A 12,525-nucleotide genomic window follows, 5' to 3' on the forward strand; every position below is an offset into this window, starting at 1 on the left:
TCATACTCTCCCGAGCAGGCGGCGGCGGGACCGCGTGAAGATCATGAGGCCGGCCATGTTGAGCACGGCGCGGAAGATGAAATTCAAGAGGACATAGACCACCGCGATGATCAGATAGACTTCCATGGTGCGGAAGGTTTCGGAACTGGCGATCATCGCCGCGCCCGTGAGGTCCTCGACGCCGATGGCCGAGACGAGACTGGTCGACAGCATCAGGAGCACGCATTGCGAGACGACCGGCGTGAACACTTTCTCCAGCGCCGGCGGCAGGATGACGAAACGCAGCGTCTGGAAATAGGTGAGGCCGAGGCTTTCGGCCGCTTCCACCTGGCTGCGATGCGTCGCCTGGATGCCGCCGCGCACGATCTCCGCGACATAGCCGCCATTGTTGAGGACAAGGGCGATGAACACCGAGGTCAGCGGTGAAAGCCGGATGCCGATATTGGGCAGCCCGAAGAAGATCACGAAGATCTGCACCAGAAGCGGCGTGTTGCGCATCGTCTCGACATATATGCGCACGGCGAGCCGCGGCAGAACGAAGGACGACGTCGACACGGTGGCGCAGACGATACCGAGAGCGATACCCCCGAAAATACCGACGAAAGACAGGCCGAGCGTCAGCCACAATCCGCTGACGAATTGCTGCAGGTAGTTCAGCAATGGGCCGAACTGGAATGTGTATTCCATCTCTAACCTCGGCTCCTTCCTTCAGACTGCGGTTACGGCTTCCTATTGCTGGCCAAGCGGGCGTACGCGCAAGTTCGGACCGGCAAACCCGATCGTATCCGGGTGGCAGAGATCGAGCGCTGCGGCAACATGCCACCAGGCATGATCCGCCTGGCGGATGATGTAGCATTCCGTGCTGTGGCCGATATGCGCCCCTTCCAGCGAATGTCCCATGCAGATATGGCCGATCTCCTCCGGCAGGCCGACCGAAAGGCAGACATGGGTGCCATAGGCCGAATGGCGGAAGGACGGCTCGCCATAGCGATCGCCCCGCTCGCGCCAGCGCTTCAGATTGACCGGATCGAACTCCCAGGTCTTGCCGATATCGTGGCAGAGGCCGCCGGCCAGAATGATGTCGCGATCGACCTTCGCATCCGGATTGGTTTTCTTGAATTCGTCGTGGATCGCAAGGGCAAGATGCGTGACGCCGCGCAGATGGGCGTCCTGCATGCCCTGCTTCAGCGCGAACACGCCGGGGCTGCCCTCGCCGGGAATATCCGTGACACGGTCGAAAGAGGAGCGCTCCAGCGCGAACACCCAGGCGTCCACCACCTTTTCCCGCAATTCGTCGGACTGGATCTCGGCGATCTCCGGAAGGTCTTCGAGAATGTGTTCGCGCGAAATGGTCTTGTACATGGGTCACCGCGTTCCTGAAAATTGATAGGCGGAACCTACGCGACCTTGATATCAAAATCTAATCAGGATAATTGTCGCTATCGATAGAAAAATTCTATTCATCATGGCCTTCAGCTTTTCCGCGCTCGAATCCTTCTATTGGGTGTCCCAGCTGCTCAGCTTCAATGCGGCAGCCGACCGGCTGCACGTCAGCCAGCCCACCGTTTCCTACCGGATCCGCGAGCTGGAGGAACAGCTCGGCGTGTCGCTGTTCGTGCGCCAGAAGCGCCAGCTCGTTCTGACGAGCGAAGGCGAGGCGCTCAAGCATTATGCGGAATCGATGATCGCCATCGCGCGGGACATCGAATCCAACATCAAGACCCGCAACACCCGCCTGCCGACGCTCCGGGTGGGCGTGATCGACAGTTTCGCCGACGTGTGCCTTCCGGCCCTTCTCGACGAACTCGACAATCGCTTTGCCGGCACGCGCATCGCAGCGATGGTGGACACCAGCCATAAGCTCGCCAGCCAGCTGTCGGAGGGATTGCTCGATATCGCGGTCCTGTCGACGCCCCCGCCCCACGACAATGTCGCGCTGGAGCTTCTGGGACGCCAGAGCGTCGACTGGGTCGCCAGCCGCAAGCTCCGGCTTCCGTCGGGAACCATCTCCGACGCCGAGCTGCTCGGCCAGCGCATCTTCGCGACGCCGGCGCCCTCCAACCTGCATTCGCTGACGACCGGCTTCCTCGCCACCTCGACCGGCGCCGGTCTGCGCCTCAACGTCTGCAACAGCCTGGGCACGATCCTCAATCTGGTGCAGTCGGGCACCGGTATCGGCATCCTGCCGACGCGACTGGTGCAGGAACAGCTTCGACAGGGAACAATACAGACCCTGAAGACCCGGATGGTCCTACCGTTGCAGGAAGTTTTCATCGGCACGAACAAGGGGGTGATCGTGCGCGCCCTGCCGCAGGTCGTCGAAATGGTGCGCAAGGTCAGCGCGAGCGTCGCCTATTGCGATTAGGCGATATTGGCGATCCGTGCGATCTTCACGCCGCGCACAAGCGCGTGCGTGCCGTTCGACATGGCGGCGTTCAGCCGTCCTCGGAGAGATGGCGCGACAGGAACCCGCGGAAGCGATCCGTCTTCGGGTTGGCCATGATGTCGGCCGGCGGCCCCGCCTCGACGACGACGCCGCCATCCATGAAGATGACACGATCGGCGACGCTGCGCGCAAAGCCCATTTCATGGGTGACGACGATCATCGTCATGCCCTCTTCGGCCAGTTCGCGCATGACCTTCAGCACTTCGCCGACAAGCTCGGGATCGAGCGCCGACGTCACCTCGTCGAAAAGCATGACCGAGGGTTCCATGGCAAGCGCCCGGGCGATGGCGACACGCTGCTGCTGCCCGCCGGACAAGCGCCCCGGATAGGCATCGGCCTTGTGGTCCATTCCGACCTTTCCGAGCAGCCGCATGGCGAGGTCGCGCGCCTTCGCGGCATTCATGCCCTTCACCTTGACCGGCCCCATCATCACGTTTTGAAGGACAGTGCGATGCGGAAAGAGATTGTAGCTCTGGAACACCATGCCGACATGCTCGCGCAGGCGGGCATTTTCCAGCTCGCTGACCGGCTTGCGGACACCGCCCGTCGTCTTGTAGCCGACCGGACGCCCGTTGACCGTGATCGCGCCCTGTTCGAAGGTTTCCAGGAAATTCACGCAGCGCAGCATCGTCGACTTGCCCGAACCGCTCGGGCCGAGAACGACGACGACCTCGCCGCGCTTGACGGAAATATCGATGCCCTTGAGGACTTCGATCGCACCGAAGGATTTGCGGAGACCGTTGATCGCGACAATTTCTTCACCGCGAGAGGCAAGGTCGGCAGCCGGGTTCATGAGGGGCTCCTTAATGATCGAAGGCCAGGCGCTTTTCCAGCGCGCGCGCCGCAAGCGAAAGCGGATAGCAGATGACGAAGTAGATAATCATGACGCCGAGGAAGATCTGGAACGCCGCCAGCGTGCGCTCCACCACTTCACGGGCGGCGAAGGACAGTTCCCAGGCTCCGACGATGGAGGCATAGGAGGTCTGCTTGATCGCCATGAGCGAGATATTGAGCACCGGCGCAATCAGGAGCCGCATGGCCTGCGGCAGGATGATTTCCCGCATCATCATGCCCTTGCGCATTCCAAGGCTTTTGGCCGCCTCCAGCTGTCCGGCGGGAACGGCCGCGATCGCCCCGCGCGTCGCCTCCGCGACGAAAGCGGCGACATAGACGATCATGGAAACGGCCACCGCCGTATAGGCGTCCAGCCTAAGGCCCATGGCGGGGAATGAGTAGAACCCCAGAAACATCACGACCAGCACGGGAATGCCGCGAAACACGAAAATATAGGCGGTGACGGCCGCGCGCAGGGCTTTTCCGCCGACCGCCGCCAGAACGCCGACGCCGACGCCGAGAATCGTACCGAAAACGACCACGATCGCCGACAGGACGATGGTGTAGACGGCGCCTTGCAGGAGATAGGGCAGGCTCGATTGAAGGACGGGAAACATCAGCCATACCTCCGGGCTGCGCGAACCTCGACGACACGAAGGGCAAGGCCGAGCACGGTTGTGAGCACGAGATAGAACATCGCAACGGCGATGAACGCCTCGAAGGACGCGCCCGAACGCTCGATCGTCACCTTGCCGGTCAACGTCAGGTCCATCACGCCGATGGCCGAAACCAGCGATGTATCCTTGACGAGGACGATCAGCTGGTTGCCGAGCGCCGGCAGCACCCTGATGAAGGCCTGCGGCAGGATGACGAGACGGATGACCGCGGACCGCCGCAGGCCGATCGCGCTGCCGGCTTCCCACTGCCGCTGACTGAGCGACTGGATGCCGGAACGCAGGATCTCCGAGAGGAAGGCCCCGTGCTGAAGCGCGATCGCAATCACGCCGCAGACGATGCTGCTCCAGAAGATACCAAGCAGCGGCAGGCCGAAATAAAGCAGATACATCTGCACCAGCAGCGGGGAGTTCCGCATGATCTCGACATAACCGTCAACCAGGCGCGTCAGCCATTTCCAGCGCGCAAGGCGGGGAATGATCAGGACCAGGGCCCAGATCATGGCGGTGGGGGCGGCAAGAGCCGCCACCCAGGTCGTTATGAGGAAACCATCGGCGAATGCCGGCAAATATCTCGTGAAGAAAACAATGAAGGCTTCCAATGGAGTTCCCCTTCCCTAACGAACCCGCAGAGGGCTGGTCACTTCTGCGGCTGATTGAGATACCACTTGGTATTCAGCGGCTTAGTCCCGAACCACTTCTCGTAGATCCTGCTGTAGTCGGCAAAGAGATATCCGCCCGTCATCTCGTCGACGACCAGGTCGAGATACCGCCACAGGCGGAAGTCGCCCGGCTTCATGAAGAGACCGGTATTGACGACATCCGTCAGACGTTCCTCGATCACCCGCATATCGGGGTTCTGCTTGACGTACCAGGCGGCGACCGGGCCATCCAGCTGCGCGCCGGTGGCGCGGCCGAGCTTCACGGCGTTGAACTGCGCCGCAATCCCGTCGAAGGTCGCGATCTGCGCCTCCGGGAACAGGCGCTTGGCGCGCTCCTCCTGGGTCGGGGTGGTCAGGTTGGCGATGGTGACATCGGCCTTGTTGAAGTCGGCGAGCGTCTGGAACGGAGAATCGTTGCGCACGACCATGACCACGCCGCCGTCGATATAGCTGCGCGTGAAGGCGACCTGCTGGGCGCGATCGGCATAGATGGTGGTCGTCTGCGCGCCGAAGTCGACCGTGCCGTTCTGTGCGTTGGGCCAGCGCTGGGCGGCGCTCTGGCGAACGAATTCGACCTTGGTCTCGTCGCCGAAGGTCGCCTTTGCAACCAGCCTGGCGATATCGATGTCGAAGCCGACCAGCTCGCTGTTTTCATCGATGAAGCCGAACGGCGGCGATTCGCTCGAAACTCCGACGATCAGCTTGCCGCGCGACAGGATTTCATCGAGACGCGAGGCTTCCTGGGCATGTCCAGCTCCGGCTGCGCCGACTGCGAAAAGTGCGGCGGCAACGAGGGCGCGCCCCCTGGAAAGAAGTATGCTCTTCATTTTTCATTCCCCTTTTGGTGGATGTGGACCGCGCGTCAGCGCAGCGTTGGCCTGACGATGCCCTCGATGATCTCGGACACCGCAAGATGCGTGGATAACGGGATGCCATCGACATTCGCGTCGATCACGCCGTCGACGGAATTGATCAGGCCGATCTCGACGCCCCGCTTCAAAAGCCTCTCTTCCATCTCCGGCGCATGGACCAGCCGGGCATCCTTGAGACGGGCAGCAAGCGCTGCGACGATCGCATAGCAGCCCCAGTTCGAAACCGCCGCCGTGACGAGGACGTCGGCTCCCGTCGTGGCGCCGATACCGGCGCCGCCCTCCGGCCGGGCGTCGCCGAAACGGACATGGGATCGCACGGCTTGCGCCACCGCCCCCATGCCGATCTCATTGCCCCCGTCGCCGACCGCCACCGTGGGCAGGCCGCGCCTGATGGCTTCGTCGAACACATGGTCGATACGCGCCCGCTCCATGCCATAATCGACGCCGCGCATGCTGCAATAAATGCCGTCGGCATTGCGCCCGACGCGCTCGGTCGAAAAAAGCAGGCTCGGCTTCAGTTCGTCCAGGATACGGGCGGCTTCGGCCGCCGCATCCTGATCCTTCGTGGTGAACGGCAGCATGGACACCACCGCGAGACTTTTGTCACGCGCGGCGGTCTTTCCGTCTGCGACCGGCACGACCGTGACGCCGGCCGCCGTCAGGAGCTTGCCGATCGGCTCGATCAGCGTCGCTTCCGCAAGGACGACGCAAAGCGCCCGGCGCGACAGGCTGATCGCACGAACGACGGCAGCCAGTCCGGCAGGACCGTCGTTCTCGCCGATCTCCGGCGAAATCCAGGCCCGGGAGACCGAACCCGTCGTCACCAGCACGACATCCTCGTGCTTCAGCGCCATGAGCCGGTCGGCGGCAGCCCCCACCGGCGACGCGCCGAGCAACTGCCGGGAAGCGGCGTAAAGATGTTCGACGCCGCGACCGCCGAGATCCAGATTGACAAGCCGGTCGAGACGCTCGTCGATGGCCGAAAAGCCCGAAGCGGTCATGCGAAATCTCCCAGGATCAGCGTCCTCATGGCCTTTTCATCGGTGATGACGGCGGCAACCTTGCGAAGGCAGTCGTCCACGGCGTCCACGACGGCGCTCACGCCACCGACGCTCGCAAGGGCGTCGAGCGTCGGCTTCAGGCGCAGCGAGACCCGTGCACCCGGCTGGCCATGCGTATTGACGGTCAGGATGCCGTGTTCCGCCAGCAGCAGCATGCCGAGCGCCGCGGTCGCCTCGCAAGGCACGATCGTGATCCTGTCCGCCGTGACGGACGCACGTTCGAGAATGGCGGCAAGCACCGCGTTCTCGTCGACCATCGGCCCGAGATCGCTGCGAACGACGAGGCCCGCTCCCATTTTCTCCTCGAGGGCGGCGGCAAGCTCCTGTCCGGCGGCGGCCTCCTGCACCAGATGATGGGGATCGAACTTCTGAAGCGAGCGAAGCGCGCCGGCTGCGATGGGAGCGCGGGCTTCCATGCCGTATTCCGCCGCCTTGGCCGCTGCGGCCATGACGAAAGCCGGACGGCCGACCAGCACGCCGGCGCGCGGCCCCGAAAGCCCGGCCTTGTCGCAATTGGTGATCGCCAGGTCCGCGCCCAGCGCGAGAGCCTTCCGCCCGCCATGCAGAACCGGACGAAGACGGGCGCCATAGGCTTCGTCGAGAAGGACGATCGCGCCGGCCTTGTGCGCCGCCTCGACCACGGCGACGGCAAGCATGTCGTCAAGCCGCGCCAGAGCGCTGGTGACCGTCGTGACGATCACCAGACCGCAGTCCCCGATGTGTCTGCGCCAGTCGCCGTCGGAGGCCACTTCCCTCAGTTCGGTTCTGGCAAGCGCGCATCCCCGGACCACCGATGCATGCGACCGGTCACTGGCCGGCACGACGGAAAGGACCGGTTTCTGCGCGGCCAGAGCGGCGATCGCCGCCACGATCCCGGCGCTCGTTCTGTTGAACACGGCGCAGCCGTCGTCATTGCGGCCGCCAAGATGCTCGATGGCGACCTTGCGCAGTTCCTCGGCGTAAAGACCGGGGCCGACCCACTCCTCGCAATTCGTCGCGATATCGTCCGGCCGCACCGGAAAGTCCCGCTGGTTGCCGGTGAAGACCCCGATCGAGCGCGGCCCGAGCTGGCGGACGCGTGTTGCGGCGACGGCCTGCCCGTGGCGCAGCCGCCGGGCCTCCTCGATGCTGGACCGGATGATCGCGCCGCGGGCGAAGCCGACGACGGGATCGATCGCGTTGCCGAAGGCATCCCGTGAGATTTCGGTTTCCGGCATGGATATGTTCATTGGTGACAGCCTCCCGTGGCCTGCGCATCGTCGAGCATCGTGAAAATCGGCAGTTCGCCCTCGCCGGATACGGTGACGGCCTCGCCGATCCCGGATCTGGAGTTGGCGGCGATCGCGATGCTGCGCATCAGTTCCGCGACACCCGCATGCCCGCGCCAGTCGATACCGTCGACGGCAAGGGCCGGACGCGCGGTCGCCCCGTCGAGGGCGCCGGCGGCGATACAGGCGACGATGAAGGCATGCTCCCGATCTCCGCTATGGGCCAGTCTTTCGTCGTCAAGCGCGATGGCGAGCGCGCCGCAGATCGCATAGGCCCCCCAATTGGAGACGGACGCACTGACGAGAACATCCGTTTCGGTCACCGTGACAATGCCCGTTTCATCCGGCTGCGAGCGGCCGCCGCGCGGCAGGAGGCCGGCAACGGCGTCCCGGATCTTGCCGAAACCGATTTCGTTTCCACCGTCCCCGACGCCGATCGTCAGGATATTGCGCTTCCTTGCCTCGTCCGCCAGACGATAGATGTCTGCGACGGTGCCCGGCGGGCGGCGATCGCCGCGAACGCCATGATAATGTCCTGCCTCGTTCGGACCGTCGCGCTCGATGAAGATCACCGCCGAGGGGTTTTTCCGGCTGAGGATATCGATGGCCGCCGCCCGGCCTTCCTCGCCGCCCTTCGGAAAGACGGTCGTCGAAATGGAACCCTGCGCCTTTGAATCCGGTGACTGGGCGACATCCTCGACGACGCGAACGCAGGCCTCGACGGCGGGCATATGCTCTTCCTGCGCGACGAGCGACACTTTCGCTTCGAAACCGAGCGCCAGACTGCGGGCCAGCGCCACCGCGCCGGGCGGGCCGTCGGTCTCTCCGAACGGCAGCTTCGGCAGAACGCCCGCCCCGGTCGCGATAATCACGTCGGAGCCGGGGCGGATGGCGGCCAGCAGTTTTCGCGCCGCCAGTGTCGAGGACGGTTCGCCCTGGGCTTCACGGCAGGCCAGATAGGTCGGCACGACGATGCCGGCGGGAAGGCCGCCCGCAAGCGGACGAACCTCCAGCGTCATCAGTCTGTCGAAACGCTCGCCGAAGATGCGCAGGCGATCGATATCGACGGTCGTCAACTCATTCTTCATGGAAAGCGTCCTGGACATCGCCATGGTTCCCGACCGTCGCTTCAGAGGTTGACCGTGACGCTCTTACGCGCCGTATAAGCTTCCAGAGCGCCTTCGATGGAATATTCCGAGCCGATGCCGCTCTGCTTGATACCACCGTAGGACATGCCGGGAATCTGTCCCCCGGCGCGGTTGATCTGGAGCCAGCCGGCATCGATGCGGCCGGCCGCATTGAGCGCCGTGGTCACATCGTGGCTGAAGATATAGGCTGCAAGACCATAGTGGGTGTCATTGGCCCAGGCGATGACCTCCTCCTCGTCCGTCCACGGAATGGCGACGAGGACCGGGCCGAAGACTTCTTCCCGCACGATCCGCCAGTCGTTGGCGAGGCCCTTGAGAATGGTCGGCTTCGGGAAGAAGCCGGCGTTCTCGCCCGCCGCCGGCGGAACCTCGCCGATCACCACTTCGGCCCCCGCGTCGACCGCCTCGCGAAGGAACGCCTGAACGGCGCTGTAGCGCTCCTCGTTGATGATCGCACCGATATCGGTTTCCTCATCGAGCGCGTCGCCGATCTTCATCCCGGCGAGCCTGGCGGTGACGCTCTTCAGGACCGGCTCGAACACGTCCTTATGGATATAAAGGCGGGACCCGGCGGTGCAGGACTGCCCCTGACGGGCAAAACGCATCGCCGCGATAATATTGGCCGCAAGGCCCTCGATCCGCCCGTCGGTCGCCGCGTCCGGATAGACGATGACCGGGCTCTTGCCGCCAAGCTCCAGCGTGGCGCGGGCGATACGGTCGGCGGCGGCATGCGCCACCAGCTTGCCGACCTCGACCGAGCCGGTGAACGAGATTTTCGCAACGTCCGGATGGGCCGAAAGGGCGGCACCGGCGACTTCGCCGACACCGGTCACGAGATTGAAGACCCCCTTCGGAAAGAGGTCGGCCGCAAGTTCGGCAATCCGGATCACGGCAAGCGGCGCATCTTCGGCCGGCTTGAGGACCAGCGTATTGCCGGTGCCGAGCGCCATGCCGATCTTGACGGCGGCAAGCACCAGCGGCGAGTTCCACGGGATGATCGCGGCAACGACGCCGAGCGGTTCGCGCGTCGTATAGCTGAACAGCCCCGGGCCGAGCGGAAGCGTCTCGCCCTTCTGTTCGGCAACCGTTCCGCCATAGTAGCGAAGCACTTCGATGGCGCTCATCACCTCGGGGCGGCTCTGCGTGCGCAAGGCGTTTCCGGTTTCGGCGGCAAGGACGCGGGCAATCTCCTCGCAATGGGCGGCGATGCGATCGGCAAGCTGCGTCAACAGCGCGCCGCGCGAACGGGACGCCATGCGCCGCCAGGAGGGAAACGCCGCCCTGGCGGCGGCGACGGCCGCATCGACGTCCTGCTTTCCGGCGGCTCCGATCGTCGTGATCGTGCTGCGCCGGCAGGGATTGATGACGTCAAGCGTGGCGCCGGCGGCAGGCTCCACCCAGGCCCCGTCGATAAGCTGGCCGGAGAGGCCTTTGGTCGGGAGCGTGATTTCCGCCGTGTCGTTTGCGGCTTTTGCGGTCTGGGACATGGTCTATCCTGCTTGAAATACGTGTGATCAGGCGCTCGCGGGAAGGCGCAATTCCACCTTCAGGAGGTTTTCGAAGACTTCCGAAACGCTGGTGGAATCCTTGGCGCCGAGGCCCTCGGCGCGCGCCATGTTGTAGATCTGGCGGACCATCTGGCCGAGCGGCATGGGATAGGCCGAAAACTCCTCCAGGCAGAGCGAGATGTCCTTGTGCATCAGATCGAGGGCGAAATTTGCCGGCCGCTCTTCCGTGAAGAGGGTCTTGGGGAGATAGTCGAGCATCTTGCTGCCGGCGAGACCGCCCGACAGGACGTCCGTCAGGATGGAGAGGTTCGCGCCGGACTTGACGCTTGCCGCCAGCACTTCACCAAGCGCGACCGTATTGATCGCCGTGAGAAGATTGTGGGCAAGCTTGGTAAGCTGGCCGGTGCCGACCGGGCCGCAATGAACGATACGGCCGGCGATCGGCCCGAGGACCGGCCTTGCGGCTTCGAGAACCTCCGGACGGGCGCCGGCCATCACCAGAAGCGTGCCGGCTCCAGCGCCCGCGACGCCGCCGCTGACCGGCGCATCCATGAAGTGAACGCCCCGGGCCTCGCAGAGGCTGGCGACAGCCCGCGTCGTCGATGCATCGACCGTGCTGAAATCGATGACCGTGGCGCCCGCGGCGACCGTCCGCAGGATACCGTTCTCGCCGGTAATCGCTTCCCGCAGCGAGGCCGGGCTCGGAAGGCTGCTGAGAACGAACATCGCCGGGGCAGCCGCCGCGCCCGCCGAAGCTTCCACGATGGCGCCCTTTTCGGAAAGAGCCGCCGTGGCTGCCGTGTCAGGATCGAAAACATGGACGACATGACCCGCATCGAGAAGGCGAAGCGCCATTCTCGACCCCATGCGACCGACACCAATGAATGCAACCGTCGTCATCCTGCACCTTTCCTGTGCTGCGCCAAAAGGTCTTCTTCAAGGAGGCAAGAACGAAGAACGGCGATGACGCGGCACAGGCTTCCAAGCCTGTCGTTCTCCAAGTTCGCTCCCCCCTTTTTTCCATTGAGCGCAGAAAACGGGTGAAAGAAAAGACGACGCTTGATAACAGTGCATGTAAGAAAAAATTACGGGTTAACGCTCATGCTCAATCTGTCGCGATTGCAACTCCTTCACGAGCTTTCCGTGCTCGGCACGATATCGGCCGTCGCACGATCGCTGGAACTGACGAGACCGGCCGTGTCCCAGCAGCTCTCCCTGCTCGAAAAGGAAGTCGGCTTCGTCCTGTTCGAGCGTTCGGGGCGGGGCGTGCGCTGGACATCGGCGGGCGAGCGCCTGCTTGCCGGTATCGGCGGCATCCTCCAGGCGGTCAACGAGGTGGAGGCGGACCTTGCGCGCACCGCCCAGACGGTCTCCGGCGAATTGCGGATCGCCGCCTTCGGCTCTGCCGCCGCGACCATCATTCCGCAGGCGATGACGCGGCTTGCAAAACAGCATCCCCAGCTGGAGATCTTTTTCAACGAGATGGAGCCGGGCGACGGCCTCAAGGCGACCGCCGCGAAACAGGTCGACATCGCGATCGTCGACGATCTCACCGGCACGGAAAACGTCGCGCTCCAGCTCGATTTCGAGCCGCTTTACATCGACCCGTTCAAGGCCGTGGTATCGGCCGATCACCGCCTGGCGAGCACCGGGCGGCGGTCGGTGGAGCTATGGGAGCTTGCACAGGAAACATGGGCGCTCAACCAATCGGCCGTGGGCTATCAGACGTTCATCGTCCATGCCTGCCACGCGGAGGGCTATTCGCCGAAGATCATGTCGAGCTGCCGCAACATCGCAGCCACGCTGGAGTTCGTGCGGACGGGAAGCTACGTCACGGTTCTTCCGGGCCTTGCCACGCACAACATACAGGTCGATCCCGATTTCCGCTGTCTGGACCTGCGTCCCCTCACCCAGCGGCGATTGTTCACGGCCTTTGCAAAAGGCAGCAAGGCCCGCCCGGTGATCGGCTCGGCGCTGGAGGCGTTTCAGCAGGCCTGCTCGCTGTTCGTAAACCGTTGACGATCGCTTTTCCGGCGCAAACGGAAACCGCCG

Annotated in this window: 13 protein-coding genes; 2 read left to right on the forward strand and 11 right to left on the reverse strand. The window is 64.0% G+C overall.

Annotated features, from left to right (window positions below):
• Together KYK29_RS06095 and KYK29_RS06100 are read right to left on the reverse strand one after the other, a co-directional pair.
• The gene (locus KYK29_RS06095; RefSeq protein ID WP_254689938.1) at positions 1-687 is read right to left on the reverse strand and encodes an amino acid ABC transporter permease; all 687 of its coding nucleotides are present in this window, start codon (positions 685-687) and stop codon (positions 1-3) included.
• 42 nt (positions 688-729) lie between these two features.
• Positions 730-1,362, reverse strand: coding sequence for an HD domain-containing protein (locus KYK29_RS06100; protein ID WP_254689939.1), 633 nt, complete (start codon positions 1,360-1,362; stop codon positions 730-732).
• 103 nt (positions 1,363-1,465) lie between these two features.
• Between KYK29_RS06100 and KYK29_RS06105 the strand changes: the two genes are divergently transcribed.
• Positions 1,466-2,365: a LysR family transcriptional regulator gene (locus tag KYK29_RS06105; protein ID WP_254689940.1), complete on the forward strand. Its 900-nt coding sequence runs from the start codon at positions 1,466-1,468 to the stop codon at positions 2,363-2,365.
• Between the two features lie 70 nt (positions 2,366-2,435).
• On the opposite strand, the gene KYK29_RS06110 is transcribed toward KYK29_RS06105, so the two are convergent.
• From KYK29_RS06110 to KYK29_RS06150, 9 genes are read right to left on the reverse strand one after another with little or no spacing between them, the layout of a single operon-like run.
• Positions 2,436-3,239 (reverse strand): amino acid ABC transporter ATP-binding protein, encoded by an 804-nt coding sequence (locus KYK29_RS06110; RefSeq protein ID WP_302795392.1) that lies wholly within the window; start codon positions 3,237-3,239, stop codon positions 2,436-2,438.
• Positions 3,240-3,249: 10 nt separating this feature from the next.
• Positions 3,250-3,897, reverse strand: a complete 648-nt coding sequence (locus tag KYK29_RS06115) for an amino acid ABC transporter permease (RefSeq protein ID WP_254689941.1) — start codon at positions 3,895-3,897, stop codon at positions 3,250-3,252.
• On the reverse strand, positions 3,897-4,556 hold the full coding sequence (locus KYK29_RS06120; protein WP_254689942.1) for an amino acid ABC transporter permease: 660 nt from the start codon (positions 4,554-4,556) through the stop codon (positions 3,897-3,899). The genes KYK29_RS06115 and KYK29_RS06120 overlap by 1 nt, the downstream gene beginning before the upstream one ends.
• Positions 4,557-4,594: 38 nt before the next feature.
• Positions 4,595-5,443 (reverse strand): transporter substrate-binding domain-containing protein, encoded by an 849-nt coding sequence (locus KYK29_RS06125; protein ID WP_254689943.1) that lies wholly within the window; start codon positions 5,441-5,443, stop codon positions 4,595-4,597.
• A 35-nt stretch (positions 5,444-5,478) separates the two neighbouring features.
• Positions 5,479-6,489: a glutamate cyclase domain-containing protein gene (locus tag KYK29_RS06130; protein WP_254689944.1), complete on the reverse strand. Its 1,011-nt coding sequence runs from the start codon at positions 6,487-6,489 to the stop codon at positions 5,479-5,481.
• Positions 6,486-7,778 (reverse strand): PLP-dependent aminotransferase family protein, encoded by a 1,293-nt coding sequence (locus tag KYK29_RS06135; RefSeq protein ID WP_254689945.1) that lies wholly within the window; start codon positions 7,776-7,778, stop codon positions 6,486-6,488. Before KYK29_RS06135 ends, KYK29_RS06130 begins: the two co-directional genes overlap by 4 nt.
• Complete coding sequence (locus tag KYK29_RS06140) at positions 7,775-8,905, reverse strand: glutamate cyclase domain-containing protein (protein ID WP_254689946.1); 1,131 nt, start codon at positions 8,903-8,905, stop codon at positions 7,775-7,777. The genes KYK29_RS06135 and KYK29_RS06140 overlap by 4 nt, the downstream gene beginning before the upstream one ends.
• A gap of 41 nt (positions 8,906-8,946) precedes the next feature.
• The gene (locus KYK29_RS06145) at positions 8,947-10,452 is read right to left on the reverse strand and encodes an aldehyde dehydrogenase family protein (RefSeq protein WP_254689947.1); all 1,506 of its coding nucleotides are present in this window, start codon (positions 10,450-10,452) and stop codon (positions 8,947-8,949) included.
• Between the two features lie 27 nt (positions 10,453-10,479).
• Entirely contained in the window at positions 10,480-11,373 is an 894-nt protein-coding gene (locus tag KYK29_RS06150) for an NAD(P)-dependent oxidoreductase (protein ID WP_254689948.1), read from the reverse strand.
• 201 nt (positions 11,374-11,574) lie between these two features.
• On the opposite strand from KYK29_RS06150, the gene KYK29_RS06155 reads away from it, so the two are divergent.
• Complete coding sequence (locus tag KYK29_RS06155) at positions 11,575-12,492, forward strand: LysR family transcriptional regulator (RefSeq protein WP_254689949.1); 918 nt, start codon at positions 11,575-11,577, stop codon at positions 12,490-12,492.
• Positions 12,493-12,525: the final 33 nt, after the last annotated feature.

Origin of the sequence: Shinella daejeonensis, assembly GCF_024281235.1 — a bacterium.
GTDB classification, from domain to species: Bacteria; Pseudomonadota; Alphaproteobacteria; order Rhizobiales; family Rhizobiaceae; genus Shinella; species Shinella daejeonensis.

Coding starts and splice junctions, on each gene's coding strand:
- KYK29_RS06095 (WP_254689938.1), bottom strand. CDS start 687: ATGGAATACACATTCCAGTTCGGCCCATTGCTGAACTACCTGCAGCAA.
- KYK29_RS06100 (WP_254689939.1), bottom strand. CDS start 1,362: ATGTACAAGACCATTTCGCGCGAACACATTCTCGAAGACCTTCCGGAG.
- KYK29_RS06105 (WP_254689940.1), top strand. CDS start 1,466: ATGGCCTTCAGCTTTTCCGCGCTCGAATCCTTCTATTGGGTGTCCCAG.
- KYK29_RS06110 (WP_302795392.1), bottom strand. CDS start 3,239: ATGAACCCGGCTGCCGACCTTGCCTCTCGCGGTGAAGAAATTGTCGCG.
- KYK29_RS06115 (WP_254689941.1), bottom strand. CDS start 3,897: ATGTTTCCCGTCCTTCAATCGAGCCTGCCCTATCTCCTGCAAGGCGCC.
- KYK29_RS06125 (WP_254689943.1), bottom strand. CDS start 5,443: ATGAAGAGCATACTTCTTTCCAGGGGGCGCGCCCTCGTTGCCGCCGCA.
- KYK29_RS06130 (WP_254689944.1), bottom strand. CDS start 6,489: ATGACCGCTTCGGGCTTTTCGGCCATCGACGAGCGTCTCGACCGGCTT.
- KYK29_RS06135 (WP_254689945.1), bottom strand. CDS start 7,778: ATGAACATATCCATGCCGGAAACCGAAATCTCACGGGATGCCTTCGGC.
- KYK29_RS06140 (WP_254689946.1), bottom strand. CDS start 8,905: ATGAAGAATGAGTTGACGACCGTCGATATCGATCGCCTGCGCATCTTC.
- KYK29_RS06145 (WP_254689947.1), bottom strand. CDS start 10,452: ATGTCCCAGACCGCAAAAGCCGCAAACGACACGGCGGAAATCACGCTC.
- KYK29_RS06150 (WP_254689948.1), bottom strand. CDS start 11,373: ATGACGACGGTTGCATTCATTGGTGTCGGTCGCATGGGGTCGAGAATG.
- KYK29_RS06155 (WP_254689949.1), top strand. CDS start 11,575: ATGCTCAATCTGTCGCGATTGCAACTCCTTCACGAGCTTTCCGTGCTC.